25 protein-coding genes are annotated in these 26,054 nt (G+C 66.9%); 17 read left to right on the top strand and 8 right to left on the bottom strand.

All coding sequences use genetic code 11. The annotated features are described in order from the left end of the window. Nucleotides 1-78: 78 nt before the first annotated feature. Entirely contained in the window at nucleotides 79-468 is a 390-nt protein-coding gene (locus AC5QAB_RS02215; RefSeq protein WP_075077151.1) for a VOC family protein, read from the bottom strand. A 158-nt stretch (nucleotides 469-626) separates the two neighbouring features. Here AC5QAB_RS02215 and AC5QAB_RS02210 point away from each other — a divergent pair, with 158 nt between their 5' ends. Beyond that, nucleotides 627-1,877: a DUF819 family protein gene (locus AC5QAB_RS02210; RefSeq protein ID WP_014648008.1), complete on the top strand. Its 1,251-nt coding sequence runs from the start codon at nucleotides 627-629 to the stop codon at nucleotides 1,875-1,877. A gap of 99 nt (nucleotides 1,878-1,976) precedes the next feature. Here AC5QAB_RS02210 and AC5QAB_RS02205 read toward each other — a convergent pair whose 3' ends face one another. Both AC5QAB_RS02205 and AC5QAB_RS02200 read right to left on the bottom strand, forming a co-directional pair. Next, a complete protein-coding gene (locus tag AC5QAB_RS02205; RefSeq protein ID WP_032958992.1) occupies nucleotides 1,977-2,201 on the bottom strand; it encodes a YbdD/YjiX family protein in 225 nt (74 codons plus the stop codon). Next, nucleotides 2,201-4,282, bottom strand: a complete 2,082-nt coding sequence (locus AC5QAB_RS02200) for a carbon starvation CstA family protein (protein WP_495233126.1) — start codon at nucleotides 4,280-4,282, stop codon at nucleotides 2,201-2,203. Before AC5QAB_RS02200 ends, AC5QAB_RS02205 begins: the two co-directional genes overlap by 1 nt. A 215-nt stretch (nucleotides 4,283-4,497) precedes the next feature. On the opposite strand from AC5QAB_RS02200, the gene AC5QAB_RS02195 reads away from it, so the two are divergent. After that, entirely contained in the window at nucleotides 4,498-5,349 is an 852-nt protein-coding gene (locus AC5QAB_RS02195) for a pirin family protein (RefSeq protein ID WP_401730195.1), read from the top strand. A gap of 128 nt (nucleotides 5,350-5,477) precedes the next feature. Here the strand turns inward: AC5QAB_RS02195 and AC5QAB_RS02190 are convergent, their stop codons facing one another. From AC5QAB_RS02190 to AC5QAB_RS02175, 4 genes are all read right to left on the bottom strand, one after another. Next, complete coding sequence (locus tag AC5QAB_RS02190; protein WP_049441929.1) at nucleotides 5,478-5,936, bottom strand: hypothetical protein; 459 nt, start codon at nucleotides 5,934-5,936, stop codon at nucleotides 5,478-5,480. A 197-nt stretch (nucleotides 5,937-6,133) separates the two neighbouring features. Further along, nucleotides 6,134-6,853, bottom strand: a complete 720-nt coding sequence (aqpZ, locus tag AC5QAB_RS02185; protein ID WP_014648003.1) for an aquaporin Z — start codon at nucleotides 6,851-6,853, stop codon at nucleotides 6,134-6,136. Between the two features lie 121 nt (nucleotides 6,854-6,974). Next, nucleotides 6,975-7,838 carry a pirin family protein gene (locus AC5QAB_RS02180; RefSeq protein WP_005410608.1) on the bottom strand — a complete coding sequence of 288 codons (864 nt, stop codon included), beginning with the start codon at nucleotides 7,836-7,838 and terminating at the stop codon, nucleotides 6,975-6,977. A 604-nt stretch (nucleotides 7,839-8,442) separates the two neighbouring features. Next, the gene (locus AC5QAB_RS02175; RefSeq protein ID WP_197562152.1) at nucleotides 8,443-10,506 is read right to left on the bottom strand and encodes a 3-hydroxyacyl-CoA dehydrogenase NAD-binding domain-containing protein; all 2,064 of its coding nucleotides are present in this window, start codon (nucleotides 10,504-10,506) and stop codon (nucleotides 8,443-8,445) included. 235 nt (nucleotides 10,507-10,741) lie between these two features. On the opposite strand from AC5QAB_RS02175, the gene rpoE reads away from it, so the two are divergent. The 9 genes from rpoE to recO all read left to right on the top strand — a co-directional run bounded on the left by rpoE (nucleotide 10,742) and on the right by recO (nucleotide 19,396). Beyond that, the gene (gene rpoE, locus AC5QAB_RS02170; protein ID WP_014038091.1) at nucleotides 10,742-11,362 is read left to right on the top strand and encodes an RNA polymerase sigma factor RpoE; all 621 of its coding nucleotides are present in this window, start codon (nucleotides 10,742-10,744) and stop codon (nucleotides 11,360-11,362) included. Beyond that, on the top strand, nucleotides 11,359-12,228 hold the full coding sequence (locus AC5QAB_RS02165) for an RseA family anti-sigma factor (protein ID WP_197562153.1): 870 nt from the start codon (nucleotides 11,359-11,361) through the stop codon (nucleotides 12,226-12,228). The genes rpoE and AC5QAB_RS02165 overlap by 4 nt, the downstream gene beginning before the upstream one ends. 74 nt (nucleotides 12,229-12,302) lie before the next feature. Beyond that, nucleotides 12,303-13,832 carry a Do family serine endopeptidase gene (locus AC5QAB_RS02160; protein ID WP_197562154.1) on the top strand — a complete coding sequence of 510 codons (1,530 nt, stop codon included), beginning with the start codon at nucleotides 12,303-12,305 and terminating at the stop codon, nucleotides 13,830-13,832. Nucleotides 13,833-14,015: 183 nt separating this feature from the next. Then, a complete protein-coding gene (gene lepA, locus AC5QAB_RS02155; RefSeq protein WP_032958997.1) occupies nucleotides 14,016-15,809 on the top strand; it encodes a translation elongation factor 4 in 1,794 nt (597 codons plus the stop codon). Nucleotides 15,810-15,864: 55 nt separating this feature from the next. Next, nucleotides 15,865-16,659: a signal peptidase I gene (gene lepB / locus AC5QAB_RS02150; RefSeq protein WP_014038087.1), complete on the top strand. Its 795-nt coding sequence runs from the start codon at nucleotides 15,865-15,867 to the stop codon at nucleotides 16,657-16,659. Between the two features lie 52 nt (nucleotides 16,660-16,711). After that, complete coding sequence (locus AC5QAB_RS02145; protein ID WP_014647998.1) at nucleotides 16,712-17,095, top strand: DUF4845 domain-containing protein; 384 nt, start codon at nucleotides 16,712-16,714, stop codon at nucleotides 17,093-17,095. Continuing rightward, the gene (gene rnc / locus AC5QAB_RS02140) at nucleotides 17,085-17,765 is read left to right on the top strand and encodes a ribonuclease III (RefSeq protein WP_046431951.1); all 681 of its coding nucleotides are present in this window, start codon (nucleotides 17,085-17,087) and stop codon (nucleotides 17,763-17,765) included. The genes AC5QAB_RS02145 and rnc overlap by 11 nt, the downstream gene beginning before the upstream one ends. Then, a complete protein-coding gene (era, locus tag AC5QAB_RS02135) occupies nucleotides 17,762-18,658 on the top strand; it encodes a GTPase Era (protein ID WP_005410599.1) in 897 nt (298 codons plus the stop codon). The genes rnc and era overlap by 4 nt, the downstream gene beginning before the upstream one ends. A gap of 18 nt (nucleotides 18,659-18,676) precedes the next feature. After that, on the top strand, nucleotides 18,677-19,396 hold the full coding sequence (gene recO / locus AC5QAB_RS02130; protein ID WP_197562155.1) for a DNA repair protein RecO: 720 nt from the start codon (nucleotides 18,677-18,679) through the stop codon (nucleotides 19,394-19,396). A gap of 513 nt (nucleotides 19,397-19,909) precedes the next feature. Here the strand turns inward: recO and AC5QAB_RS02125 are convergent. Continuing rightward, nucleotides 19,910-20,638: a response regulator gene (locus AC5QAB_RS02125; RefSeq protein WP_014647994.1), complete on the bottom strand. Its 729-nt coding sequence runs from the start codon at nucleotides 20,636-20,638 to the stop codon at nucleotides 19,910-19,912. A 127-nt stretch (nucleotides 20,639-20,765) separates the two neighbouring features. Between AC5QAB_RS02125 and rlmD the strand changes: the two genes are divergently transcribed. From rlmD to AC5QAB_RS02095, 6 genes are all read left to right on the top strand, one after another. Then, a complete protein-coding gene (rlmD, locus tag AC5QAB_RS02120; protein WP_053495771.1) occupies nucleotides 20,766-22,100 on the top strand; it encodes a 23S rRNA (uracil(1939)-C(5))-methyltransferase RlmD in 1,335 nt (444 codons plus the stop codon). Between the two features lie 34 nt (nucleotides 22,101-22,134). Continuing rightward, on the top strand, nucleotides 22,135-22,620 hold the full coding sequence (locus tag AC5QAB_RS02115; protein WP_100450446.1) for a CYTH domain-containing protein: 486 nt from the start codon (nucleotides 22,135-22,137) through the stop codon (nucleotides 22,618-22,620). 117 nt (nucleotides 22,621-22,737) lie between these two features. Further along, nucleotides 22,738-23,433: a DsbA family oxidoreductase gene (locus AC5QAB_RS02110; RefSeq protein WP_014647991.1), complete on the top strand. Its 696-nt coding sequence runs from the start codon at nucleotides 22,738-22,740 to the stop codon at nucleotides 23,431-23,433. Between the two features lie 160 nt (nucleotides 23,434-23,593). Continuing rightward, nucleotides 23,594-24,601, top strand: a complete 1,008-nt coding sequence (nagZ, locus tag AC5QAB_RS02105) for a beta-N-acetylhexosaminidase (RefSeq protein WP_014647990.1) — start codon at nucleotides 23,594-23,596, stop codon at nucleotides 24,599-24,601. Beyond that, the gene (locus tag AC5QAB_RS02100; protein ID WP_014038078.1) at nucleotides 24,601-25,155 is read left to right on the top strand and encodes a hypoxanthine-guanine phosphoribosyltransferase; all 555 of its coding nucleotides are present in this window, start codon (nucleotides 24,601-24,603) and stop codon (nucleotides 25,153-25,155) included. The genes nagZ and AC5QAB_RS02100 overlap by 1 nt, the downstream gene beginning before the upstream one ends. Nucleotides 25,156-25,237: 82 nt before the next feature. Next, complete coding sequence (locus AC5QAB_RS02095) at nucleotides 25,238-25,984, top strand: S-methyl-5'-thioinosine phosphorylase (RefSeq protein WP_100450444.1); 747 nt, start codon at nucleotides 25,238-25,240, stop codon at nucleotides 25,982-25,984. Nucleotides 25,985-26,054: the final 70 nt, after the last annotated feature.

Genomic DNA, 26,054 nt, shown 5'->3' with positions numbered 1-26,054 from the left:
TCCTGGTAGATGCCAACCTTGGTTGGCATGCGGCCCGTCGACCAAGGTCGACGCCTACCCACGCAATGGCTGTTCGCATTACCGCCCGTTCGGCTGCGCCACGTGCTGGTCGATCAGGATCACGTTGCCGTCGGGATCGGCCAGCTGCAGGTAGCCGGTCCCCTGGCCATCGGGGTCAGTGCGGACTGCCAGTTCGATACCCTTGGCATCCAGTTCCGCCTGCAGTTCACGCACATCCTGGAAGTGGGGCAGTTCCTGCCTGTGCTGGTCCCAGCCGGGGTTGAAGGTCAGCAGGTTGCCCTCGAACATGCCCTGGAACAGCCCGATGACCGTGCCGTTGCTGCGCATTACCAGCCAGTTCTGCGTGGGATCGCCACCGGTGACCGAGAACCCGAGGGCTTCGTAGAACGCACGGGAGGCGGCCAGGTCCTTCACGGACAGGCTGACAGAGAAGGCACCAAGCTGCATGGGCCTGCTCCACAACGGTGATGCCGCAATCGTCGTCAATGCAGGGGAAGGCGACAAGCAGCGCAGCATGACCAGGCGTGAAGACAATGTTAATCTCGACCTGCGCCGCTTCATGCGGCGCTTTTTTTTCTCCGCTCTTTCGATCGACAGAGGATCCCATGCCGACCGAACCCGCTACCGCCCTGATCAGCAACGACATCGTTGGACTGGGCCTGATTGCCGCCACCCTGGCCCTGATCTTCTGGGCCGCCAGTGGTCCGACCCCGTTGTTGAAGAAGATCTTCGCCTGGGTGCCGGCACTGCTGCTGTGCTACTTCATCCCCGCCATCTACAACACCGCCGGTGTCATCGATGGCCACAACACCTCGCTGTACAACCCGGTCGCGCGCGACGTGCTGCTGCCCGCTGCGCTGGTCCTGCTAACACTGTCGATCGACCTGAAAGGCGTCATCAAGCTCGGCCCAAAGCTGCTGATCGTGTTCTGTGCCGGTACCGCCGGCATCATGCTCGGCGCCATCGTCTCGTTCCAGCTGATGAAGCTGATCCATCCGGAAACGGTGGCCGGTGATACCTGGGCCGGCATGGCCGCGCTGGCCGGCAGCTGGATCGGTGGCGGCGCCAACATGGTGGCCATGCGCGAGGTGTTCGGCACCGATGCCACCACCTTTGGCCAGTTCGCGGTGGTCGACGTGGCCTGCGCCAGCCTGTGGATGGCGATCCTGCTGTTTTTGGCCAACCGCGCGCAGCAGATCGATACCCGCAACGGTGCCGACACCCGCGCCATCGACGAGATGAAGGCGCGCATCAGCGCCTACGAGGCACAGAACGCGCGCATTCCCAGCATGACCGACCTGATGGTGATCGTTGGCGTGGCATTGGGTGGCGTCGGCCTGGCCCATGCCATCGCCGCGCCGTTGTCGGGCTGGTTCAAGGCCAATGTCAGCTGGGCCAGCCAGTTCAGCCTCGACAGCCAGTTCGTCTGGGTGATCCTGCTGTCCACGGCGATGGGCCTGGGCCTGAGCTTCACCCGTGCGCGCCGGCTGGAAGCCGCAGGCGCTTCGCGGCTGGGCACGGTGTTCCTGTACTTCCTGATCGCCTGCATCGGCATGCAGATGAACCTGCTGTCGCTGCTGGATCGGCCGTGGCTGTTCCTGCTTGGCGCGATCTGGATGGCCACGCACGTGCTGGTGCTGTGGGTGGTGGCCAAGCTGCTGCGCGCGCCGCTGTTCTTCTTCGCGATCGGTTCGCAGGGCAACATCGGCGCGGCCGCCTCGGCCCCCGTGGTGGCCGCAGCCTTCCATCCGACGCTGGCCCCGGTGGGCGTGCTGCTGGGTACGGTGGGCTATGCCACCGGCACCGGGCTGGCGTATGTCACCGGCCTGATCCTGAAGTGGATGGCCGGCGCCTGAGTCCTGGCCGGACGATCCTGTTGCGGGTTCGCGGCGTGCGTCGCGAACCCGCTCTGCCCGTGTAGAGCCGAGCCCGCGCTCGGCCTTCTTTTGCCTGCCTCAGCAGCAGCGCCCGCCGTTGCGTCCGCCGTAACGCGCTTCCTGGCGCTCGCGGAAGAACGTCTTGTAGTCCATCGGCTCCTGGTCCGGGTGCTTATCCAGCATGTGCCGGACGTAGTTGTCGTAGTCAGGAATGCCGCAGCACAGTCGTGCGGTCTGCACCAGGCGCCGCCAGATGCGGCGGTGCGCCTGGTACTGGCCGGCGGGAACCAGTTGCGTGCTCATCACAGATCCACCATTTCATGCGGCTTCAGCGCCACGTACGGGGTCTCGCGGTCGCTGCGCTGCGGGTTGCGGCGTGCCGCCAGGATGGTCTTGATCGAATACACCAGCACCGCGCCGACCACCAGCAGGAACAGCGCGGTCAGGCCGGTGTTGACGTAGGCGTTGACCACGATCTGCTTCATCTGCGCCACCGACTTGGCCGGTGCAGTGATCGTATCGCTGGCGAGCGCGGCCTGGAACTTGTGTGCCTGCGCCAGGAAACCCTGCGCCGGGTTGCTGTCGAAGATCTTGATGAAGCCGGCGTAGGTGGTGCAGATCAGCAGCCACACCGCCGGTACCGCAGTGACCCACGCATAGCGGTCACGCTTCATCTTGAACAGCACCACCGTGCCCAGCATCAGCGCGATGCCAGCCAGCATCTGGTTGGAGATGCCGAACAGCGGCCACAGCGTCTGGATGCCGCCGAACGGATCGACCACGCCGGTGTAGAGCAGGTAGCCCCACAGCGCCACGCAGCCGGCGGTACCGATGATGTTGGCGGTCCACGACTCGGTCTTCTTCAGGGCCGGCACGAAGTTGCCCAGCAGGTCCTGCAGCATGAAGCGCCCGGCGCGGGTGCCGGCGTCCACCGCGGTCAGGATGAACAAGGCTTCGAACAGGATCGCGAAGTGGTACCAGAACGCCATCATCGCGTCGCTGCCACTGGGAATCGCTTCGTGCAGGATCTGCGCGATGCCTACCGCCAGCGTCGGTGCACCACCGGCGCGGTGCAGGATGGTCGGTTCACCGATGGCGGCCGCGGTCGCGGTCAACTGCTCGGGGGTAATGGTGAAGCCCCAGGTGTTGGTGATGTAGTGCGCCGCCGAGGCTGCATCGGCACCGATCACGGCGGCCGGGCTGTTCATCGCGAAGTAGATGCCCGGATCGATGATCGAGGCCGCCACCAGCGCCATCACCGCCACGAACGATTCCATCAGCATGCCGCCGTAGCCGATGTAGCGCATGTGCGCTTCATTGGCCAGCAGCTTCGGCGTGGTGCCGGAGGAGATCAGTGCGTGGAAACCGGAGACCGCACCGCAGGCGATGGTGATGAACAGGAAGGGGAACATGCCGCCCTTCCACACCGGGCCATCACCGCTGGCGGCGAACTGGGTCAGCGCCGGCATCTTCAGTTCCGGCATCACCACCAGGATGCCGATGGCCAGCGCGATGATGGTGCCGATCTTGAGGAAGGTCGACAGGTAGTCGCGCGGGGCCAGCAGCAGCCACACCGGCAGCACCGAGGCGACGAAGCCGTAGCCGATCAGCATCCAGGTGATCTGGGTGCCGGTGAAGGTGAACGCCGGCCCCCACACCGGGTCGGCGGCGACCTTGCCGCCGTACCAGATCGCGGCCAGCAGCAGGATCAGGCCAACCACCGAAATCTCGCCGATCCTGCCGGGGCGGATGTAGCGCATGTACACGCCCATCAGGATCGCGATGGGCATCGTCGCGATCACCGTGAACATGCCCCACGGGCTTTCGGCCAGCGCCTTGACCACCACCATCGCCAGCACCGCCAGGATGATGATCATGATCAGGAACGCACCGAACAGGGCGATGGTGCCGGGTACCTGGCCCATCTCCTCGCGCACCAGGTCACCCAGCGAGCGGCCGTTGCGACGGCTGGACAGGAACAGCACCATGAAGTCCTGCACTGCGCCGGCCAGCACCACGCCCACCACCAGCCACAGCAGGCCGGGCAGGTAGCCCATCTGCGCGGCCAGCACCGGGCCGACCAGCGGGCCGGCGCCGGCAATGGCGGCGAAGTGGTGGCCGAACAGCACGTGCTTGTTGGTCGGCACGTAGTCCAGGCCATCGTTGTTGATCACCGCCGGGGTGGCCCGGGTCGGATCCAGCTGCATCACCTTGTTGGCGATGAACAGGCTGTAGAAGCGGTAGGCGACCAGGTACAGCGAGACCGCGGCCACCACGATCCACAGTGCGTTGACGTGCTCGCCGCGGCGCAGGGCGACGGTGCCCAGACAGAATGCGCCGAGCAGGGCGAGTGCCGCCCAGCCCAGTTTGGAAAACCCTTTCATGAGGTGCTCTCTCCCGGAAAGACAGTCAAAGAGTCCTGCTTGCCCACGACAGGGTCAATTGGCACAGGACGAATCGGCGGTAGTACTTTGGTCGTACGACGGTGGCGCTGACGTGCAGCCAACATCAGGGATGGAACAATTGGTTGCGGTGCCATCCATTGGCGTACGGCCATGTGGCGTCCATCTTCAGGGGCATCCATCCCACAGGAGTCGCCATGAGCCTTCCCGAACCGGTCCGCGTGCTGCGCACCATCCGTGGCATGCCCACCTCCGACGGTGCCGGCGTGCGCCTGACCCGCGTCATCGGCGGCCCGACGCTGCCGGACCTGGACCCGTTCCTGCTGCTCGATGAATTCGGCACCGACCGGGCCGAGGACTACATCGCCGGCTTCCCGGAACACCCGCACCGCGGTTTCGAGACCGTCACCTACATGCTCGACGGACGCATGCGGCATCGCGACAACCATGGCAACGAAGGCCTGTTGACCCCGGGCAGCGTGCAGTGGATGACCGCTGGCCGCGGCCTGGTGCACTCGGAGATGCCCGAGCAGGAAAGCGGGCAGATGCGTGGATTCCAGCTGTGGGTGAACCTGCCGGCGAAGGAGAAGATGACCGAGCCGAAGTACCAGGAGTTCCCGCCCGAGCGCATTCCCGTGGTGCAGCCGGCAGCCGGCGTGGAAGTGAAGGTGATCGCCGGCTCGGTCGACGGCACCCGCGGCCCGATCGTGCAGCCGGCCACCGAGCCGCTGTATCTCGACATCACGTTGGCGCCCGACCGGGCCTGGACTTACACGCTGCCGGAAGGCCACAACGCCTTTGCCTATGTATTTGAAGGCGGACTGACGGTGGGTGAACAGGACGCCGCCCGTGATGTTGCGCGCCAGGAGCTGGCGGTGCTGGGCGGCGGCGAACAGCTGCATGTTTCGGCTGGCAGCGAAGGCGCGCGGCTGATCCTGGTGGCCGGCCGTCCGTTGCGCGAGCCGGTGATGCGGCACGGCCCGTTCGTGATGAACACGCGGCAGGAACTGATGCAGGCCTTCGTCGATTTCCAGGAAGGCAGGTTCTGAGGTAGTGCCGGCCGCCGGCCGGCACCTGCTTTTGATCAGGACCGAAGGGTTTGCCGGCCGGCGGCCGGCACTACCTGCCGATCGAGGTGCATTGCGGGGATGCTGCCAGGCAGTCATCCCCGTCACCTTCAGCGCCCGGCGGCCACGGCCGAAGGGGTCAGGCTCATGCCCTGCGCCAGCTGCTGCAGTGAGCTCAGTTCCTGCGCGCTGTCCGGATACAGCGCAATCTGCGCATAACGCCCTTTGTCGATCTTGACCACGCTGATGCGCCGTTCGGCATATCCCGGCGGTTGCTGGCCGCCCAGGTCGGGCTGGTACCAGTACAGCGATTCACCGCCGAAGCTGCCTTTTTCCTGGCGCAGCGAGCGGCTCAGCGGAATGGCGGGGTCACGCGCGCTGAGCATCAGGCTCAGTACTTCGCGGCCATCAGGGGTGCTGGCGCGGCAGACCAGGAAATCGGCCTGCACCTGCTGCTGCCACTGCAGGCCACTGCTGGCTGGCAGCGAAGGACATTCGGACGGCGCCTGCGCGGCCGCCTGGGCCGCAGCGAACAGCAGGCTCGACAACATGACAGGCACGAACTTCATGCATCCCCCAAGGTGATGAGTTGTTTGGCTCCGCCAGCAGGGCCGGCGGCCGTGGCATCCCATCCCCGGATGCCGCCCCATCCGGCATGTGCACGGACGGTCAACTCAACCTTAACGGAACGTGAGCAATCGCACAATTCGCGGTTGCAGAAGTAACCATTGCGGCCGAGGGTGGGCCGCAATGGGAGCCGCGTGGATCAGCGGTCGCTGCCGATCCACTTGTAGATCAGGCCGCCGATCGCGCCGCCCAGCAGGGGAGCGACCCAGAACAGCCACAGCTGGCTGACTGCTCCGCTGCCGGCAAAGAAGGCCACGGCGGTGGAGCGGGCCGGGTTCACCGAGGTGTTGGTGACCGGAATGCTGATCAGGTGGATCAGGGTCAGCGACAGGCCGATCGCCAGCGGGGCGAAACCGGCCGGTGCCTTGCCGTGGGTGGAACCCATGATCACGATCAGGAACACCGCCGTCAGCACCACTTCGCACAGGAAGGCGGCTGCCACGCTGTAGCCGCCGGGCGACAGCGTGCCATAGCCATTGCTGGCGAACGCACCCGCCTGGCTGCCATCGATGGCGAAGCCAGTGGCGCCGGAGGCGATCTGCAGCAGGATGAAGCCGGCCAGCAGGCCGCCGGCAACCTGGGCGATGATGTAGGGCACCAGATCCCTGGTCGGGAAACGACCACCGGCCCACAGCCCGACGCTGACTGCCGGGTTGAAGTGCGCGCCGGAGATATGGCCGAACGCATAGGCGCCGGTCACCACGGTCAGGCCGAAGGCCAGCGCCACGCCGAGGAAACCGATACCCAGCGGATTGCCGTCGCCACCGAACTTGGCGGCCAGCACCGCACTGCCACAGCCACCCAGAACCAGCCAGAACGTGCCGAGGAACTCGGCGGACAAGCGTTTACCCATGCTCATGTGTTGCACTCCTTTGACGGTCGAAAGTGTGATTTATGTCACATTTCAATGATCAGCGGGTGACTGTAGCGTCAACGCCGGGTGCAGGGATACACCTTCAGATGTGTGCAACACGCGATGTTCAGTACTGCGGAAGTGGGATGAATTCCTTGTCGTCGCCCGGAATGGTGCCGAAGCGGCCGGCTTCCCAGTCGTGCTTGGCCTGCTCGATGCGCTCCTTCGAGCTCGACACGAAGTTCCACCACAGGTGGCGCGGGCCATCCAGCGGCTCGCCACCGAACAGCATCGCCTTCACCGGCGTCTTCGCGCGCAGGCGGCCGCGTGCACCGGCTTCGGGGATCACCAGGTGCTGCGCGGGAATATCCACGCCATCCAGCTGCGCGTCGCCCTCGAGGATGTACAACGCGCGCTCGCGGTGGCCGTCGTCGATATCGATTTCCGCATCGGGGTCGAGATCGATTGCCACGTTGAGGGTGTCGGCGAATACCTTCACCGGCGATTCCTCGCCGTACGCACGGCCGGCGATCACCCGCAGCCACGCGCCGTTGCGACGCTGCTCGGGCAGGGTGGCAGCGGCATGGTGGTAGAACGCCGGCTCGATTTCCTCGTGCGACTTCGGCAGCGCGACCCAGGTCTGCATGCCGTGGATCGGGTTGTCATGGTCGCGGTCCGGTTGCGGCGTCCGCTCGGAATGGGCGATACCGCGGCCGGCGGTCATCCAGTTGACGTCACCGGGACGGATCACCTGATCCGAACCCAGCGTGTCGCGGTGGCCGATCGCGCCCGACCACAGGTAGGTGACGGTGGCCAGGCCGATATGCGGATGCGGGCGCACGTCGATGGCGGTGCCGGGGTGCATGAGTGCCGGGCCCATCTGGTCGACGAACACGAACGAGCCGATGCTGCGCGCCTGCAGGGTGGGGACGGCGCGACGGACTTCGAGGCCGCCGATGTCGTGCACGCGCGGGGCGATGATGGTGGTCATGCGGGCATTCTCGCTGGCAGGGATCAGGTGGTGAGCATCGCATGCAGCTGTGATGGGCACATGCCCCGTCTGGGTAACAGGGTGTTCCAGCCAACGGCGCAGCCCCTCGTGGCTGTGGGGTTGGTTGCGTAAAGCAAAAGCCGCGCTTGGCCGGGCGGGGTGGGTTCGCGGGGGACGCCGTGAATCCGTCCCTGGAGGCTTGGCCGCGGCATCCATGCCGCGGACACCCCCGCGGACCCACCCCGCCCGGCCTCTGACAGTTTCCGTGTGCGTCCAGCCACGGAGAAGAAAAAAGAAAATCAAAATCAAACGCGGGTCGCTTCGCTCCTGGTGTCGACCAAGGTCGACACCTACCAGCCATCGCAGTTCAGCAACCGTCACCGGGAAACTGTCTGGGTGGGGCGGTGTGGGCTTGCAGGACCGTTGGCGCCATGGAAGGCGCCATCGAGCCCCCATGGATGGGTTTACGGCGTGTCCTGCAAGCCCACACCGCCCCGCCAACCAAACAGAAAAGCCAGAGCCGGCTGCTGCTCCGGCTCTGGCTCTGGCTTTTGCTTCGGCGGTTGCCTCTGCGGGTGCCGGGCCGCAGGCCCGGCCGATGAACTCAAATCATCGGTTCGCGCAGGGCGGGGTTGTCCCAGCCGGGGCGCGGCGCGAAACGGTCGCCATGGCGCTGCTGCAGCGCCTTCAACCGCTCGACGATCGCATCGGCACCGACCGCACGGATGTGCTGGATCGGACCACCGCGGAACGGTGCGAAACCGGTGCCGAAGATCACGCCGGCATCCAGCAGGTCCGCGTCGGCCACCACGCCCTCGTGCAGGCAGGCCACCGCCTCGTTCAACAGCGGCAGGATCAGGCGGTCCTCCAGATCGGCCGGGGCCTGGTAGTCGCTGGCCACGTCCGGCTTCTTCGGCTTGCCGTTCTCCCAGGTGTAGATGCCCTGGCCATCCTTCTTGCCGCGCTTGTCCGGTTCCACCGTCTGCAGTGCGGCCGGGATCTGCAGGCCCAGGAACGGCGCCAGTTCGCGGCCGACGCCGGCGGCCACGTCCAGGCCGACGGTATCGATCAGTTCGATCGGGCCCATCGGCATGCCGAACTTCACCGCGGCCTTGTCGATCACCGGGCCCGGAATGCCCTCGGCATACGCGGTGGCCGCTTCCAGCATGTACGGGAACAGCACGCGGTTGACCAGGAAGCCCGGGCTGCCGGCCACCGGCACCGGGAACTTGCCCAGCGCCTTGCAGAACGCGGCCAGGCGGCGCTCGGTCTCCGGCGCCATGCCGTCGTGATGGATGATCTCCACCAACGGCATCTGCGCCACCGGGTTGAAGTAGTGCAGGCCCGCGAACTGCGCAGGGCGCTGGATGTGGTCGCGCAGTTCCACCAGCGGAATCGACGAGGTGTTGGTGGTCAGCAGGGCGTCCTGCTTCATCTTCGGCTCAAGCGTCTGGTACAGCGCACGCTTGGCTTCGGGGTTCTCGATGATTGCCTCGATCACCAGGTCGGCCTCGGCCACGCCGTTGCCTTCCAGGTCGGCACTCAGGCGCGCGGCCACGGCCGGGCGCTTGCTCTCGTCGCGCACCTTCTTGGCGAACAGCGCCTGCGCGCGTTCCATGGCCGGGTCGATGAAGCGCTGCTCGCGGTCCTGCAGGGTCACCTCGAAGCCCTTGTAGGCGGCCCACGCGGCGATGTCGCCGCCCATCACGCCGGCGCCGACCACGTGCACGTGGCGGATGCCGGAATCACCGCCACCGAGGCCCTTCAGGCGTTCGGTGAGGAAGAAGATACGGATCAGGTTGCGCGCGGTCGGAGTACTGGCCAGCTTCACCACGGCACGCCGCTCGGCGTCCAGGCGGGCCTGGATCGGCTTGCCGCCACTGCGCTGCCAAGTGCTGATCAGTGCGTACGGCGCCGGGTACTGGTCCTTCTTCGCCTTGCGGGCGACCTGCTTGACCATCTGCGGTGCCAGCAGCGTGCGTGCCAGCCAGGTGTTGGTGGCCCAGGCCGTGGCGCGCTGCTTGAACGGGCGGGTGGTGCCGGACAGCGCCAGTGCAACGGCCGTGTCGAGCACCACCGCCGGTGCCACCACCTTGTCGACCAGGCCGATGCCACGCGCGGCCGAGGCCGACAGGGTGCGGCCGGTCAGCATCATGTCCATCGCTGCCGGGGCGCCCACCAGGTGCGGCAGGCGGGCGCTGCCACCCCACCCCGGGAAGATGCCCAGCTGGGTTTCCGGCAGGCCGATGCGGGTGCTGCTGTCATTGGAGGCCACGCGATAGCGGCAGGCCAGGGCAAGCTCGGTGCCACCGCCGAGGCAGTGGCCGTGGATGGCCGCCACGGTCGGGCAGGGCAGCTCGGCCAGCTTCTGGTAGGTGGCCTGGCCACGCCGGATCGCGTCGTTGACGGTGCCGCGACGGTCGAATTCCTGGAACTCCTTCAGGTCGGCACCGGCAATGAAGCCGGCCTTCTTCAGCGACTGGATGACTACGCCCTTGGGCGGGTCCAGGGCAATGCGCTCAAGCAGGTCGCCCAGTTCCAGCAGCACGTCCTGCGACATCGCATTGACGCTGCTGTCCTGGCGATCCAGGGAGAGAACCACCACGCCGTCGTCGCGGATCTCGGGGTGCCAGTGGCTGAAGCGGAGACCATCGAAGCCTGAGAGCATGGACGTTCCATCCGGTTGTGTATGGAGAAGCGGCTATGATCCAGAGGTTGTTTCCCCCGCGTCAAATCCCAATAGCAGGGGAGTGGCGCCCCCGGATCCATGGCCGTGGACCGGGACGCTAACCGAATGGTGGTTAAAAGCTGGTGCGGCGCCAGGTGATCGGCGACTGAACTTTTCCCGGGATTGGCAGTCTCATTGCCCGACGTCGGTTGGGCTGACAGGAGTGCGGCCCCTCATGGCCGATGTTGATACACCTCAGGAGCTGGATCTGGAGCTGGTCCGGCGCGTGCAGCACGGCGAGAGTGCCGCGTTCGATGTCCTGGTGCGCAAGTACCAGCATCGGGTCGTGGCCCTGGTCGGTCGCTACATCGCCGACTGGAGCGAATGTCAGGACGTCGCCCAGGACACTTTCATCCGTGCCTACCGCGCGATCGGGAGTTTCCGTGGCGATGCCCAGTTCTCAACCTGGTTGCATCGAATCGCCGTGAATACCGCCAAAAACTACCTGGCTTCACACAATCGTCGTCCGCCGACCGATGACATCGACATCGGTGACGCCGAGCAGTTCGACAGCGGTACCCGCCTGCGGGACACCGACACGCCCGAGCGCGAGTTGATGCGCCAGGAGCTGGAACAGACGGTCATGAAGGCCGTCAACGCGCTGCCGGAGGAACTCCGGTCGGCGATCACCCTGCGCGAGGTGGAAGGCCTGAGCTACGAGGATATCGCGCAGAAGATGGGGTGCCCGATCGGCACCGTGCGTTCCCGGATCTTCCGGGCGCGCGAGGCGATCGACACCGAACTCCGGCCGCTGTTGGACATCGGCAGCGCCACCCGTGAGAAGAGCCGCGTATGACCAGTAATCCGTTCAACGAATCGCAGAACCATCAATCGCCCGCCGGGCAGCGCCTGGACCAGCGCCATCGCGAGCAGCTGTCGGCCCTGGTCGATGGCGAGCTGGGTGCCGATGAAGCGCGCTTCCTGCTGCGCCGGATGGAACACGACCCCGAACTGGCCGGCTGCCAGGAGCGCTGGCAGCTGCTGGGCGACGTGATGCGCGGGCAGGCCCCGGCGTTGGCACCGGCCGGCTTCAGTGCCGCCGTTGCGGCCGCCATTGCGGCAGAGCCGACGCCGCAGGCCGAGCCGCGTCGCCAGGTGCGTCGCAGTGGCTGGCGCGCCTGGGGCGGCGGTGCTGCGCTGGCCGCATCGGTCGCCGCGGTCGCCCTGTTCATCGGCGGCGAGAAATTGAAGGAGGCGACGCCGGGTGAACCGCTGGCGCCGCAGGTGATCGCCAGCCAGGCGGAACTGGCACCGGCCGCGCCGACCCCAGTCACCGAGGCTTCGGTGGACACGGCCGCGGTGGCCGTGGCTGCTGCGCCGGCCGTAGCGATGGCCGCGGCGGGCCGCCGCCAGGACGCCCGCCGTGCCAGCGCTACGCGCAGCCAGCAGGCCGCGCGTGCCGCCCAGCGCGACGACACTTCGCAGCGCGCCATCGCGGCCGTGCAGGCACCGTTGACCCCGACCGTGCCGGCCAACCGCAACCTGCCGTTCGGCGAGGTCAGCGGGCTGCAGGCCCGGCCATGGCCGCGCTCCAGCCTGGCGCCCGCCGCTGGCGGCGCGCTCAATGCCAGCTTCCCGGCCCACGCCGGTAGTGCCGCGTTCTATCCGTTCGAGCCGCGCCTGCAGGATGACCTGCCGGTGCCGCCGCGCCCGCGCGACTGAGCCGGGCGCCTTCACGCCCCGCCGTCGGCGGGGCCCGTATTCCTCTTTCCACCCGACCCGGAGGTTGCCGTCCGATGACTCCCCGACTCCGCACGCAGGCCATTGGCCTGCTGGCCCTGACCCTTCCCCTGGTGGCCTGCGCACAGGCGCCGGCACCCGTCGCGCAGACCCAGCCCGTGCCAGCCGCGGCCGCGCGGGCACCGGCGCAGCCGCTGGTCAGTGGCCTGCCCGACTTCACCAACCTGGTCGAACAGGTCGGCCCGGGCGTGGTCAACGTCGATACCACCATCGTCCGCAACAACCGCCAGGCCGCGCGCGGCCCGATGGGCGACGATGACATGCCGGAGTTCTTCCGCCGCTTCTTTGGTCCCGACTTCCCGATGCCGGGGCAGGGGCCGGGTGGGCCAGACGGTGGCCCCAGCATCAAGGGCCGTGGCATGGGTTCGGGCTTCATCATCTCGCCCGATGGCTATGTGCTGACCAACTACCACGTGGTGGCCGACGCCAGTGACGTGAAGGTCAAGCTGGGCGACAGCCGTGAGTTCACCGCCAAGGTGGTGGGCAGCGACCAGCAGTACGACGTCGCCCTGCTGAAGATCGACGGGAAGAACCTGCCAACCGTGCGCGTGGGTGACTCCAACAGCCTGAAGCCGGGGCAGTGGGTTGTCGCGATCGGCTCGCCGTTCGGCCTCGACCATTCTGTCACCGCCGGCGTGGTCAGCGCCGTCGGCCGCAGTACGGGTGGCCCCGACCAGCGCTATGTGCCGTTCATCCAGACCGACGTGGCGATCAACCAGGGCAATTCCGGTGGCCCTCTTCTGAACACCCGCGGCGAAGTGGTCGGCATCAACTCGCAGATCTTCTCCGCGTCCGGCGGCTACATGGGCATCAGCTTCGCGATCCCGATCGACCTGGCGATGAGCGCGGTGGAGCAGATCAAGAAGAGCGGCAAGGTCACCCGCGGCCAGCTCGGCGCGGTCGTGGAGCCGATCGATTCGCTGAAGGCGCAGGGCCTGGGCCTGCCGGACAGCCGTGGCGCCCTGGTCAACCAGATCGTGGCCGGCAGTGCGGCCGCCAAGGCCGGCGTGCAGGTGGGCGACGTCATCCGCTCGGTCAACGGCAGCCCGGTCAACAGCTGGTCCGACCTGCCGCCGCTGATCGGTGCGATGGCGCCGGGCAGCAAGGTGAACCTGGTGGTGTACCGCGACGGCAAGCCGCATGACCTCAGTGCCACGTTGACCGCCCTGAGTGAAGACGGGCAGGCCAGTGCCCGCGGGCCGTCGGCCGGCGGTGCCGAGGCGGCGCCGCAGACCGGGGCCAATGCCCTGCTGGGGCTGGACGTGAGCGACCTGAGCGCGGCTCAGCGCAAGCAGTTCGGGCTCAACGGCAACGAAGGCGTGCGCATCACCGGGGTCAAGGGCCAGGCGGCGCGTGATGCCGGCCTGTCGCCGGGCATGGTGATCCTGCAGGTCGGCCGCGTCGCGGTCGGCAGTGTGGATGCCCTGAACCGGGCGCTGTCCAGCTTCAAGAAGGACGACGTGGTCATGCTGCTGGTCCGCACGGCCAACGGCAACAGCGCCTTCGTGGCGGTCAAGGCCGGCTAGTAGGGCCTGCCGGGGCCGCTCCGGCGGCCCCTGGGCCTCCCCCGAAGCCCCGCCCCGGCGGGGCTTCGGTCGTTCCGGGCCGGTGCCCGGCAGCCGGTTTTCGCGGCCGGGCGCTGGGCGTGCGATAATCGAGCGTTACCCTGACGACGCCGCGCGCCGCCGCCACCTATGTCTTCTGATTCGATGCGGAACATCCGCAACTTCTCCATCATCGCCCATGTCGACCACGGCAAGTCCACGCTGGCCGACCGCATCATCCAGCTCTGCGGTGGCCTGCAGGCCCGCGAGATGGAAGCGCAGGTGCTCGATTCCAATCCGATCGAGCGCGAGCGTGGCATCACGATCAAGGCGCAGTCGGTGTCACTGCCGTACCTGGCCAAGGACGGGCAGACCTACCACCTGAACTTCATCGACACCCCCGGCCACGTCGACTTCTCCTATGAAGTCAGCCGCTCGCTGGCCGCCTGCGAAGGCGCGCTGCTGGTGGTCGATGCGGCGCAGGGCGTGGAAGCCCAGTCGGTGGCCAACTGCTACACCGCCGTGGAGCAGGGCCTGGAAGTGGTGCCGGTGATCAACAAGATCGACCTGCCCACCGCCGACATCGAGCGCGCCAAGGCCGAGATCGAGGCCGTGATCGGCATCGATGCCTCCGACGCCGTGCCGGTCAGTGCCAAGACCGGCCTCAACGTGCAGGACGTGCTGGAAGCGATCGTGCACCGCATTCCGCCGCCGGCGCCGCGCGACACCGACAAGCTGCAGGCGCTGATCATCGACTCGTGGTTCGACAACTACCTCGGCGTGGTGTCGCTGGTGCGCGTGATGCAGGGCGAGATCAAGGCCGGTGACAAGCTGCAGGTGATGTCGACCGGCCGCAACCACCAGGTCGACAACGTCGGCGTGTTCACGCCGAAGCGCAAGGTGCTGCCGGCGCTGCGTGCCGGTGAAGTGGGCTGGGTCACCGCCAGCATCAAGGACGTGCATGGCGCGCCGGTCGGCGACACCCTCACCCTGGCCGGCGATCCGGCGCCGAAGCCGCTGCCGGGCTTCCAGGAAATGCAGCCGCGCGTGTTCGCCGGCCTGTTCCCGGTCGATGCCGAAGACTACCCGGACCTGCGCGAAGCGCTGGACAAGCTGCGCCTGAACGATGCCGCGCTGCGTTTCGAGCCGGAAAGCTCCGAGGCGATGGGCTTCGGCTTCCGCTGCGGCTTCCTGGGCATGCTGCACATGGAAATCGTGCAGGAGCGCCTGGAGCGCGAATACAACCTGGACCTGATCAGCACCGCGCCGACGGTGGTGTATGAGGTCCTGAAGACCGATGGCTCGATCATCAACATGGACAACCCGGCCAAGCTGCCGGCGGTGAACCAGGTCGAGGAAATCCGCGAACCGATCATCCGCGCCAACGTGCTCACCCCCGAGGAGTACATCGGCAACATCATCAAGCTGTGCGAAGAAAAGCGCGGCAGCCAGATCGGCATCAACTACCTGGGCAGCCAGGTGCAGATCAGCTACGAGCTGCCGATGGCCGAGGTGGTGCTGGACTTCTTCGACAAGCTGAAGTCGGTCAGCCGCGGCTACGCCTCGCTCGATTACCACTTCGTGCGCTTCGACGCAGGCCCGTTCGTGCGCGTGGACGTGCTGATCAATGGTGACAAGGTCGATGCGCTGTCGTTGATCGTGCACCGCAGCCACGCTGACCGACGTGGCCGCGAGCTGTGCGAGAAGATGAAGGACCTGATCCCGCGCCAGATGTTCGACGTGGCCATCCAGGCCGCCGTCGGCTCGCAGATCATCGCCCGCACCACGGTCAAGGCCATGCGCAAGAACGTGCTGGCCAAGTGCTATGGTGGCGACGTTTCGCGCAAGAAGAAGCTTCTGGAAAAGCAGAAGGAAGGCAAGAAGCGCATGAAGCAGGTCGGACGCGTGGAGATTCCGCAGGAAGCGTTCCTGGCCGTCCTGCAGATGGACAACAAGTAAGGCCCGCGCCGGCCCTGCGGGGCCGGTCGTCTGGTGACGTTGCAAAGGACCCTGAATGAAACTGTTTGAGATCCTCCTGGTCGTGCTGACCCTGGCCTCGGGCCTGATCCTGCTCGCGGACAAGCTGTACCTCGCCAAGCGTCGCGCCCAGCGCGCGGGCCTGCTCGACTCCGAGCCGGTGCTGGTGGATTACTCGCGTGCGTTCTTCCCGGTGCTGGCGATCGTGCTGATCGTGCGCAGTTTCATCGCCGAGCCGTACAAGATCCCGTCCAGCTCGATGATGCCGAACCTGCTGATCGGCGACTTCATCCTGGTCAACAAGTTCTCCTACGGCCTGCGCCTGCCGATCAGCAACACCAAGATCGTGCCGTTTGGCGAGCCGTCGCGCGGCGACGTGGTGGTGTTCCACTTCCCCGGCCACAGCGACAACGATCCGGCCAAGGGTGAGAACTTCATCAAGCGCGTCATCGGCGTGCCGGGCGACACCGTGGTCTTCGAAGGCGACGGCGTGATCCTCAACGGCGAACCGCTGAAGTACGACAACAAGGGCATCTATGCAGGCCACAAGGGCCAGGGCGAGGGTGCCAACCTGCTGGTCGAACACCTGCCGGGTCGTACCCACACCGTGCTGGAGACCGACTATCCGCGTGGCCAGGGCCAGTGGACCGTGCCGGCCGGCAAGTACCTGGTGATGGGCGACAACCGTGACAACAGCGACGATGGCCGTTTCTGGGGCCTGCTGCCGGAAGAAAACCTGCGCGGCAAGGCCTTCCTGATCTGGCTGAACTGCCAGGGCTGGTTCTGCAAGGATGGCTTCGAGCCGTCGCGGATCGGCTCGAGCATCAACTGATCGGGCATCAACCGAGTATTTTCACATCCAACGCGTATCTGGGGAGAACGCAATGAAGACGATGAACACGCAGCGTGGCATGACCCTGACCTCGTTCCTGGCGGTCCTGATCGTGGTCGGTTTCTTCCTTTACATCGGCATGAAGCTGTTCCCGATGTACCAGGAGTATTACGCGGTGCGCTCGGCGATGAAGAGCCTGGCCAACGAGCCGGGTGTGGGCAGCATGGAACCGGCCCGGATCCAGGATCTGTTCTTCAAGCGGCTGTACATCAACTACTCGGAAAACGTGAAGCCGGCCAACGTGAAGTTCGACCGCCGCGACAATGGCTGGACCCTCAAGGTCAACTACGAAGTGCGCCGTCCGCTGGTCGGCAACCTGGACGTGGTTGGCAAATTCGATTCATCCCAGGACCTGACCCGAAGCGGTGCCGAATAAACCTTTCCAACGTGGTGACCTGATCGGTCATCCCTTCCGCGACCCGGCGCTGCTGAAGCAGGCGCTGACGCATCGCAGTGCCGGTGCGCCACACAACGAGCGCCTGGAGTTCCTGGGCGACAGCATCGTCAACATGATGGCGGCCGAGGCGTTGTACCAGCGCTGGCCCAAGGCTGACGAAGGCGCGATGACCCGTGCCCGCGCCGAGCTGGTGCGTGAAGGCGCGCTGGCGGTGATCGGGCGCACCCTGGAACTGGGCGATCGACTGATCCTGGGCCCGGGCGAAATGAAGTCCGGCGGCCACCGTCGTGATTCGATCCTGGCCGACGCGGTGGAAGCCGTGGTGGCTGCGATCTACCTGGATGCCGGCTTCGAGGCCTGCCGGGCGGTGGTACTGCCCTGGTTCAGCGCTTCGATCGAGGCACTGCCGGCCTCCGGCCGGCCCGAGAAGGACCCCAAGACCCGCCTGCAGGAATGGCTGCAGGCCCGACAGAAGGCGTTGCCGCAGTATGAACTGGTGTCAGAATCCGGTGACGACCACGCCAAACACTTCCGGGTACGCTGCAACGTAGCCGACCCGGCCGCCAGCACCGAGGGCGAAGGCGCCTCGCGGCGGCTTGCCGAACAACAGGCGGCCGCGGCCGTCCTAGAACAACTGGATTCCAAGTGAGCGAACAAACTCCCCATCATTGCGGCAGCGTGGCCGTCATCGGCCGCCCGAACGTGGGCAAGTCGACCCTGACCAATGCCCTGGTCGGCGCCAAGGTCAGCATCGTCTCCAACCGTCCGCAGACCACGCGCCATCGCCTGCTGGGCATCGCCACCTATCCGGAAGGCCAGCTGGTGCTGGTCGACACCCCCGGCCTGCACAAGGTGCAGAAGCGGGCGATGAACCGGGTGATGAACCGCGCCGCGCGTGGCTCGCTGGAAGGCGTCGATGCAGGCCTGCTGGTGATCGAAGCCGGTCGCTGGGATGAAGAGGACAGCCTGGCGTTCAACGTGCTGCGCGACGCCGGCATCCCGGTGGTGCTGGTGGTCAACAAGATCGATCGCCTGAAGGAAAAGGGCGCGCTGCTGCCGTTCCTGCAGCAGGTGACCGAAGGTCGTGATTTCGCCGCCGTGCACCCGATCTCGGCGCAGAAGCGCAACGGCCTGGAAGCGCTGGTGCGCGACGTGCTGAAGCTGCTGCCGGAAGCCCCGCCGATGTTCGGCGAGGACGAGATCACCGATCGCAGCCAGCGTTTCCTGGCCGGTGAACTGGTGCGCGAGCAGTTGATGCGCCAGCTCGGCGAAGAACTGCCGTACGCAACCACCGTCGAGATCGAGCGCTTCACCGAGGATGGCAACCTGCTGCGCATCGGTGCGGTGATCTGGGTCGAGCGCGAGGGCCAGAAGGCCATCGTGATCGGCAAGGGCGGCGCCCGCCTGAAGGAGATCGGCGCCAAGTCCCGCCTGCAGATGGAGCGTCTGTTCGGGGCCAAGGTGTTCCTGGAAACCTGGGTGCGCGTGCGTGAAGGCTGGTCCGACGACGAGGCCGCGCTGAAGGCCTTCGGCTACGAATAAGCCGCGACGGTCGCTTCGATGATGATCGAGGACGACACCGGCTTCGTGCTGCACGCACGGGCCTACCGCGAGACCAGCCTGCTGGTCGAAGTGTTGAGCGCGCAGCATGGCCGTATCGGCCTGCTGGCGCGTGGCGTGTCCACCGCCAAGGGCCAGGTGCTGCGCGCCGCCCTGCAGCCGTTGCAGTGGATCCGCTTCAGTGCCCAGCAGCGGGGTGAACTGGCCCAGCTGCGGGGTGCCGAGGCGCTGGATGCCGCGCCACGCCTGGTCGGCCAGGCGATGTTGGCCGGCTTCTACCTGAGTGAACTGACCCTGCGCCTGGCCCCGCGCCAGGACCCGCTGCCGGAGCTGTACCTCGCCTACGGTGAGGCACGCGCGCGGCTGGCGGTCGGTGCCGGCCTGGCCTGGACCCTGCGCCGTTTCGAGCGCGAACTGCTGTCCGCGCTGGGCCTGGGTTTCGAGCTGGACAGTGCCAGTGATGGCCAGCCGATCGACCCGGCGGCGCGCTACGAGCTAGACCCGCAGGAAGGGGCGAAGCGCCTGCTGAGCGAGCGTGGCGGGGAGCGCCGGGCGGCGGCCACTGGCTCGGCGCTGCTGGCCCTTGCGGCCGACGAAGAACCGGATGCCGCCGATCTGGCCAGCCTGCGCCTGCCGATGCGGCGGGTGCTGGCCCATCACCTGGGCGCGCGCGGGCTGAAGTCCTGGGAAATGCTCGAGCAGCTCGCGCCGCGCAGGTAGGGGGGGGCGGCAGGGCTTGCAGCCCTGCACCTGCCGAATCAACGTCAACGGCAAAAGCTGGCTATCCGTGGGTAGGCGGGGTGGGTCCGGTTGCGGGAGACGCCGTAAACCCGTCCCTGGGGGCTTGGCCGCGGCATCCATGCCGCGGACACTCCCGCAACCGGACCCACCCCGCCTTCGACAGTGTTCCGCGAACTGTCGGAACGGCGTGGGGTGGGATCCGTTTTCCGCAGGAAAACGGATCCGACCCCAGATTGATTTCGATATCTGACAGAAATTCATCCACGCATGGCGTGGATCTACCCGATCGCGGAAAACTGTAAGAGGTGGGGCGGTATCGGAGGGCGGGGTGTCAGCCGCATGGATGCGGCTGCCAAGCCCCCAAGGACGGGTTTACGGCGTCCCCGCCGTCCGATACCGCACCGCCAACCCACGGAATGCATGCCGTTGCTGTTGCTGTTGCCTTGGCTTGAAGCCTCTGCGGGTGCAGGGCGCAGCCCTGCCGAAAAACCCTCAATGCAGCAGGGCAGCTACCGCGGCGCGGAACCCGTCCTGGGCCTGCCCGGACTCGGGTGCATGATGCAGCTGGCGCACCGCCCGGCCCAACCGTGCCGCCCCCACGAAGCCACAGCTCGCCTGCAACCGGTGCAGCTGGCTGCGCAGCTGGCGCTCGTCGTGCTGGTCCACCGCCTGCTCGACCGCGTCGCGCACACCGGGCAACTCGGCCAGGAACAGCTCGCGCAGTGCGATCAGGTGGTTGCGCTGGCCATTGAGCGCGGCCAATGCCGCAGTCTCGTCCCAGTCCTGAACGGCCAGCTCGACCGCGGCCGGGGCCTGTGCCACGAAGATTCCCGCCGGGCTGTTGACCAGCGCACGGCGCACGGCCTTCAGCAGCTGGTCGCGGCCCAGCGGCTTGACCAGGGTGTCGCTGAAACCGGCTTCGCGCAGGCGGGCGTGGATGGAGGTATCGCCGTCGGCCGTATGTGCCAGCGCCGGTGTGTCGGGATGTGAGCGGCGTAGCTCACGCAGCAGTTGCGCGCCATTGCCATCCGGCAGGTTGACGTCGATCAGCCACAGATCATGCGCGCCGGGTTCGGCACTGGCCAGGGCACTGGCCAGCGAATCTGCGGTATCCACATCCGCCGGTAACGTTTCCAACGCCGCCTTGAAAAAACCGCGGCTGATGATGTCGTCCTCGACAAGCAGGAAGCGGGGCCGTGCGGCCCGCGGGGTCATCTGCATCAGGGCTGCCTCCATGTCAGCTGGCCCAATCATCAAGCACGACGGCCACGGGCGCAAGCGGGTCCAGGCCCCGTCGGTCAGGATCTGCGACAATACGCCCCCATTTTTGCCCGCAGCCTGTTGCCACGTGGCCCGATCCCGTTCCCGCACTGACCGTACCCCATTCCAGACCGAGATCCTCGACCTCAGCCATGATGGTCGCGGTGTCGCCCGCCGTGAAGGCGAGGGCGGCAAGGTCACCTTCGTCAGCGGCGCGCTGCCCGGCGAGGTGGTGATGGCTGAACAGACTGCCCGCAGCCGCCATTTCGACGAGGCGCGCACCCTGGAGGTGCTGCAGGCCTCGCCGCAGCGGGTGACCCCCAAGTGCCCGCATTTCGGCACCTGCGCCGGCTGCGTGCTGCAGCACCTGGACGAAGACCAGCAGATCGTGGCCAAGCAGCGCGTGCTGATGGACAACCTGGAGCGGATCGGCCATGTGAAGCCGGGCACCGTGCTGGCGCCGCTGGTCGGTGAGAGCTGGGGCTATCGCCGCAAGGGCCGTTTCTCGGTGCGCCGGGTCGAAAAGAAGGACAAGACCCTGGTCGGCTTCCGTGAACAGGATCCGCGCTTCGTTGCCGACCTCAGCCAGTGCCTGACCGTGATCCCCGAGATCGGCACCAAGGTCGAGGCGCTGTCCACCTTCATCGAGTCACTCGATGGCAAGCGTGACATCCCGCAGATCGAATTCATCGCCGGTGACCAGGCCGTGGTCCTGACCGTTCGCCATCTGCAGCCGCTCAGCGATGCCGACCGCGCGGCCTGGGCGGCTTTCGGCCAGCAGCATGGCTTCGTGATCTACCTGCAGTCCGGCGGCGTGGATACCGTGCGGCCGCTGGACGGGCAGGATGTGCCGCTGTCGTTCCGTCTGGCGCCGTGGGATGTCGAGCTGGCGTTCCGCCCGCTGGACTTCATCCAGGTCAATGCCAAGCTCAACGAGAAGATGATCGCCCACGCCCTGGACCTGCTGGAACCGGGTGAGGACGAGCGTGTACTGGACCTGTTCTGTGGCCTGGGCAACTTCACCCTGCCGCTGGCGCGCCGCGTGCGCGAGGTGGTTGGCGTGGAAGGCGATGCCGGCCTGGTGGCGCGTGCGCGTGAGAACGCCGAGCGCAACGGCCTGGCCAACGCGCAGTTCTTCAGCGCCGACCTGACCCAGGACCAGCGCAGCACCCCGTGGATGCGCCAGGGCTTTGACAAGCTGCTGCTGGACCCGCCGCGCTCGGGTGCGATCGAAGTGCTGCAGCAGCTGCCGCTGAAGCAGTTCAAGCGCATTGTCTACGTCAGCTGCCACCCGGGCTCGCTGGCGCGCGATGCCGGCTATCTGGTCAACGAACAGGGCTTCACCCTGGTCAGCGCCGGTGCCATGGACATGTTCCCGCATACCGCGCACGTGGAAAGCATCGCGGTGTTCGAGAAGCGCTGACAGGTTGTCATCACCCATCGCGCATAATGGCGCGATGGGCATCGAAATCGAACGCAAATTCCTCGTCAGCAGTGATGGCTGGCGCACCGCCGCGCATCGGGTGATCCCGATGGCGCAGGGCTACATCAACGACATGGGCGCGCTCGACCGCGGCACCCAGAACGCCTCGGTGCGCGTGCGCATCGAAGGCGACCACGCCGCGCTGAACCTGAAGTCGCGCACCATCGGCCATACCCGCCAGGAGTTCGACTACCCGATCCCGGTGGAGGATGCGCGCGCCCTGTTGGCGCTGTGCGTCGGTGGCCTGATCGACAAGCGCCGCCACCTGGTCGAACACGCCGGCCTGACCTGGGAGGTGGACGAGTTCCTCGGCGACAACGCCGGCCTGGTCGTGGCCGAAGTCGAGCTGGACAGCGCCGACCAGGCGATCGAACTGCCGGACTGGGTGGGTGCCGAAGTCACCGACGACGCGCGCTACTACAACGTCGCACTGGCCAGTCACCCCTATTCACAGTGGTGAAGCCCCCCAAGAAAAGGGGACGGAGGGGATTAAGTCGTCTTTACCCCAGCTGTGCTGGAAACGACTTAATCCCCTCCGTCCCCTTTTTTCGAGGGAGGCGGGCCCCATGTGGTGGGGATGAGAATCGACATCTACTCCGACGTGGTCTGCCCCTGGTGCTGGATCGGCAAGCATCGCTTCCAGCAGGGTGTGCAGTTGCTCGGCGCCAATGCGCCTGAACTCGATATCCACTGGCAGCCGTTCCAGCTGGACCCGGACGCGGACGCCACCCCGGTGCCGCTGCGCGAGGCCTATGTGCGCAAGTTCGGTGGCGTCGAGCGCACCGAGCAGATCCTCGGCCAGACCCAGACCACCGCGCGGGCCGAGGGCCTGCCGATGGATTTCAGCCAGGGCCAGGTGCGGGTGACCACGCTGCCGGCGCATCGGGTGTTGTGGCTGGCCGGCCAGCACGGCGTGCAGGATGCGGTCGGCGAAGCACTTTTCCGTGCCCACTTCGAGCATGGCCAGAATCTGGCCGATACTGCAGTGCTGGTGAAGGCCGGCGTGGCTGGCGGCCTGGACGGTGCTGAAATCGCGCAGATGCTGGGCTCCGACCGCGGCCTGGCCGAGGTCGAAGCCAGGCTGGCGCAGGCCCATGCACTGGGCATTTCCTCGGTGCCGACTTTCGTCATCGATGGGAAGTGGGCCATTTCCGGGGCCCAGCCGCCAGAGGCCTTCGCCAACGCCCTTCGCCAGATCGCAGCCGAACAGGGCGCCCCGGCAGCTTCGGCTGACGGCGACGAGGCCTGCGGCCCGGACGGCTGCAAGGTCTGAGCAGATCGGGGTCAGAGCCCCTGCGGGGATCCGACCCCGGGGTCAGGTCCCCGCAGGGGCTCTGACCCCACACTCCCCTTCGTCTGACCCCTGCGCCTGTCGGCCGGTTCTGCGACAATGCGGCACTGCGCCATGCGGGCGCGCGTTGTGGAGATCGACCATGCTGCTGATCGGCGTTGCCGGCACCGAACTGACCGCCCAGGAACGTGACTGGCTGCAGCACGACGCCGTGGCCGGGGTGGTGCTGTTCAAGCGCAACTTCGCCTCGCGCCAGCAGGTGACCGATCTGAGTGCGGCGATCCGTGCCGCCGCCCCGCGCCCGCAGCTGATCTGCGTGGACCAGGAAGGCGGCCGTGTGCAGCGTTTCCGCGAGGGCTACAGCGCGCTGCCGCCGCTGCAGGACATCGGCGCGCTGTACGCCGCCGACCCGCAGCAGGCGCTGGCCCTGGCCGAGCAGCATGCCTGGCTGATGGCCAGCGAAGTACGTGCCAGCGGCCTCGACCTGAGTTTCGCGCCGGTGGTCGACCTTGGCCGCGGCAACCGCGCCATCGGCAACCGTGCCTTCAGTGAAGACCCGCAGGTGGTGGCCGCGTTCACCGCCGCCTATGTGCGCGGCATGCATGCGGTCGGCATGGCCGCCACGCTCAAGCATTTCCCCGGCCACGGCACCGTGCTGGAAGACACCCACGTCGATACCGCGATCGATCCGCGCGCGCTGGACGAACTGCGCGCCCAGGACCTGGTGCCGTTCCAGGCCGGCATCGCCGCCGGTGCCGATGCGGTGATGATGGCGCACGTGATCTATCCGCAGGTGGCGCCGGAGCCGGCCGGCTATTCCCCGCGCTGGATCCAGGACATCCTGCGTGGCGAGCTCGGCTTCCGTGGCGTGGTGTTCTCCGATGACATCGGCATGGCCGCCTCGCACAGCGCCGGTGGCGTGCCGGCACGCGTGCACGCGCATCTGGATGCGGGCTGCGACGTAGTGCTGGTCTGCCACCCGGAACTGGTCGATGAAGCCCTGCACGCGGTGCAGGGACGCTCCCTCAATACTGCTGCGCTGCTGGGCCTGCTTGGCCGCGGCGCGCTCGGCTGGGACGGCCTGCTGGCCGACGCCCGCCATGGCGACACCCAATCCCGTCTGCTTGAAACCCTTGGAAGAACCGTCTGATGCCCAACCTCACCATTTCCCAGGCCCTGGCCCAGGCTGACCTGCTGGTCGACCGCCCCACCATCGACAAGGCCATCGCTGGTATCGCCGACGCCATCGCGCGCGATTACAAGGGCGAGGTGCCGCTGTTCCTGTCCATCATGCATGGTGCGCTGCCGTTCGCCGGCCAGCTGGCGCTGGAACTGGGCGCGCGCGGCCAGGACGTGCAGTTCGATTACCTGCACGCGACCCGCTACCGCGGTGAAACCACCGGCGGAGACCTGGTCTGGAAGCACAAGCCGGCCACCTCGCTGTTCGGCCGCCGCGTGCTGCTGATCGACGACATCCTCGACGAGGGCTACACCCTGCAGGGCGTCCGCACCTGGTGCCTGGAGCAGGGCGCGACCGACGTGCGCATCGCCGCGATGACCGTGAAGAAGCACGACCGCGCACTGCCGGACGTGACCGCCGACTACGCCGGCATCGAGCTGCCGGACCGCTACGTGTTCGGCTTCGGCATGGACGTCAACGAGACCCTGCGCTGCGTGCCGGCGATCTACGCAATGAAGGAGTAACGGCGCAGCTGCCTGCGGCGCGTCTTCTTCCACCGCCGGCATCCTCGGGTGCCGGCGTTCGTCTTTCCATGGAGTGCTTTGAATGCAACAGATCGCCCTGGCCGTGATTGGCGGTACCGGTGTCTACAACCTGGCCAAGCTCGACGACGTGCAGATCCACGAGGTCGACACCCGCTTTGGCCGCCCGTCCGGCCCGGTGCGCGTGGGCACGCTGCTCGGTCATCGCGTGGCGTTCCTGGCGCGGCATGGCGAGGGGCACTCACTGCCGCCGCACAAGATCAACTACCGCGCCAACCTGGCCGCGCTGCAGCAGCTGGGCGCGCAGCGCGTGCTGGCATTGAACACGGTGGGTGGCATCACCGAAGACTTCGGTCCGCGCGTGCTGGCCTGCCCGGACCAGATCATCGACTACACCTGGGGCCGCATCAGCACGATCTGTGAAGAAGAAGGCACCGACGTGGTCCACGTCGATTTCGGCCACCCCTATACGCCGATGCTGCGCAGCAAGATCCTGGCGGCAGCGAAAGTGACCGGCGTCACGGTCCATGACGGTGGCTGCTACGGCGCGACGCAGGGCCCGCGCCTGGAGACCATCGCCGAGATCGCCCGCATGCGCCGTGACGGCTGCGACCTGGTAGGCATGACCGGCATGCCGGAGGCCGCGCTGGCACGCGAGCTGGGGCTGGATTACGCCTGCCTGGCAATCATCGCCAACTGGGCCGCCGGCTGCGGTGATGGCGAGGAGATTACGATGGCCGAAGTACTGGCGAACGTGCAGGCGGCCAGCAACGGACTTCCGGAACTGGTGGGCGAATTGGCGCGGGGGTGATTGTCTTCCCCGAGCAAGCTTTGCATACTCAGCTTGTGCGCGGGTTCAGCGTACACCACCCATTCATTGC

This window comes from Stenotrophomonas sp. YJH_SMC_127 (assembly GCF_059372445.1).
The sequence above is the reverse complement of the archived record's forward strand: the minus strand, read 5'-3'. Positions and strand labels throughout refer to the sequence as shown.

Coding starts and splice junctions, on each gene's coding strand:
- AC5QAB_RS02215 (WP_075077151.1), bottom strand. CDS start 468: ATGCAGCTTGGTGCCTTCTCTGTCAGCCTGTCCGTGAAGGACCTGGCC.
- AC5QAB_RS02210 (WP_014648008.1), top strand. CDS start 627: ATGCCGACCGAACCCGCTACCGCCCTGATCAGCAACGACATCGTTGGA.
- AC5QAB_RS02205 (WP_032958992.1), bottom strand. CDS start 2,201: ATGAGCACGCAACTGGTTCCCGCCGGCCAGTACCAGGCGCACCGCCGC.
- AC5QAB_RS02200 (WP_495233126.1), bottom strand. CDS start 4,282: ATGAAAGGGTTTTCCAAACTGGGCTGGGCGGCACTCGCCCTGCTCGGC.
- AC5QAB_RS02195 (WP_401730195.1), top strand. CDS start 4,498: ATGAGCCTTCCCGAACCGGTCCGCGTGCTGCGCACCATCCGTGGCATG.
- AC5QAB_RS02190 (WP_049441929.1), bottom strand. CDS start 5,936: ATGAAGTTCGTGCCTGTCATGTTGTCGAGCCTGCTGTTCGCTGCGGCC.
- aqpZ (WP_014648003.1), bottom strand. CDS start 6,853: ATGAGCATGGGTAAACGCTTGTCCGCCGAGTTCCTCGGCACGTTCTGG.
- AC5QAB_RS02180 (WP_005410608.1), bottom strand. CDS start 7,838: ATGACCACCATCATCGCCCCGCGCGTGCACGACATCGGCGGCCTCGAA.
- AC5QAB_RS02175 (WP_197562152.1), bottom strand. CDS start 10,506: ATGCTCTCAGGCTTCGATGGTCTCCGCTTCAGCCACTGGCACCCCGAG.
- rpoE (WP_014038091.1), top strand. CDS start 10,742: ATGGCCGATGTTGATACACCTCAGGAGCTGGATCTGGAGCTGGTCCGG.
- AC5QAB_RS02165 (WP_197562153.1), top strand. CDS start 11,359: ATGACCAGTAATCCGTTCAACGAATCGCAGAACCATCAATCGCCCGCC.
- AC5QAB_RS02160 (WP_197562154.1), top strand. CDS start 12,303: ATGACTCCCCGACTCCGCACGCAGGCCATTGGCCTGCTGGCCCTGACC.
- lepA (WP_032958997.1), top strand. CDS start 14,016: ATGCGGAACATCCGCAACTTCTCCATCATCGCCCATGTCGACCACGGC.
- lepB (WP_014038087.1), top strand. CDS start 15,865: ATGAAACTGTTTGAGATCCTCCTGGTCGTGCTGACCCTGGCCTCGGGC.
- AC5QAB_RS02145 (WP_014647998.1), top strand. CDS start 16,712: ATGAAGACGATGAACACGCAGCGTGGCATGACCCTGACCTCGTTCCTG.
- recO (WP_197562155.1), top strand. CDS start 18,677: ATGATGATCGAGGACGACACCGGCTTCGTGCTGCACGCACGGGCCTAC.
- AC5QAB_RS02125 (WP_014647994.1), bottom strand. CDS start 20,638: ATGCAGATGACCCCGCGGGCCGCACGGCCCCGCTTCCTGCTTGTCGAG.
- AC5QAB_RS02115 (WP_100450446.1), top strand. CDS start 22,135: ATGGGCATCGAAATCGAACGCAAATTCCTCGTCAGCAGTGATGGCTGG.
- AC5QAB_RS02110 (WP_014647991.1), top strand. CDS start 22,738: ATGAGAATCGACATCTACTCCGACGTGGTCTGCCCCTGGTGCTGGATC.
- nagZ (WP_014647990.1), top strand. CDS start 23,594: ATGCTGCTGATCGGCGTTGCCGGCACCGAACTGACCGCCCAGGAACGT.
- AC5QAB_RS02100 (WP_014038078.1), top strand. CDS start 24,601: ATGCCCAACCTCACCATTTCCCAGGCCCTGGCCCAGGCTGACCTGCTG.
- AC5QAB_RS02095 (WP_100450444.1), top strand. CDS start 25,238: ATGCAACAGATCGCCCTGGCCGTGATTGGCGGTACCGGTGTCTACAAC.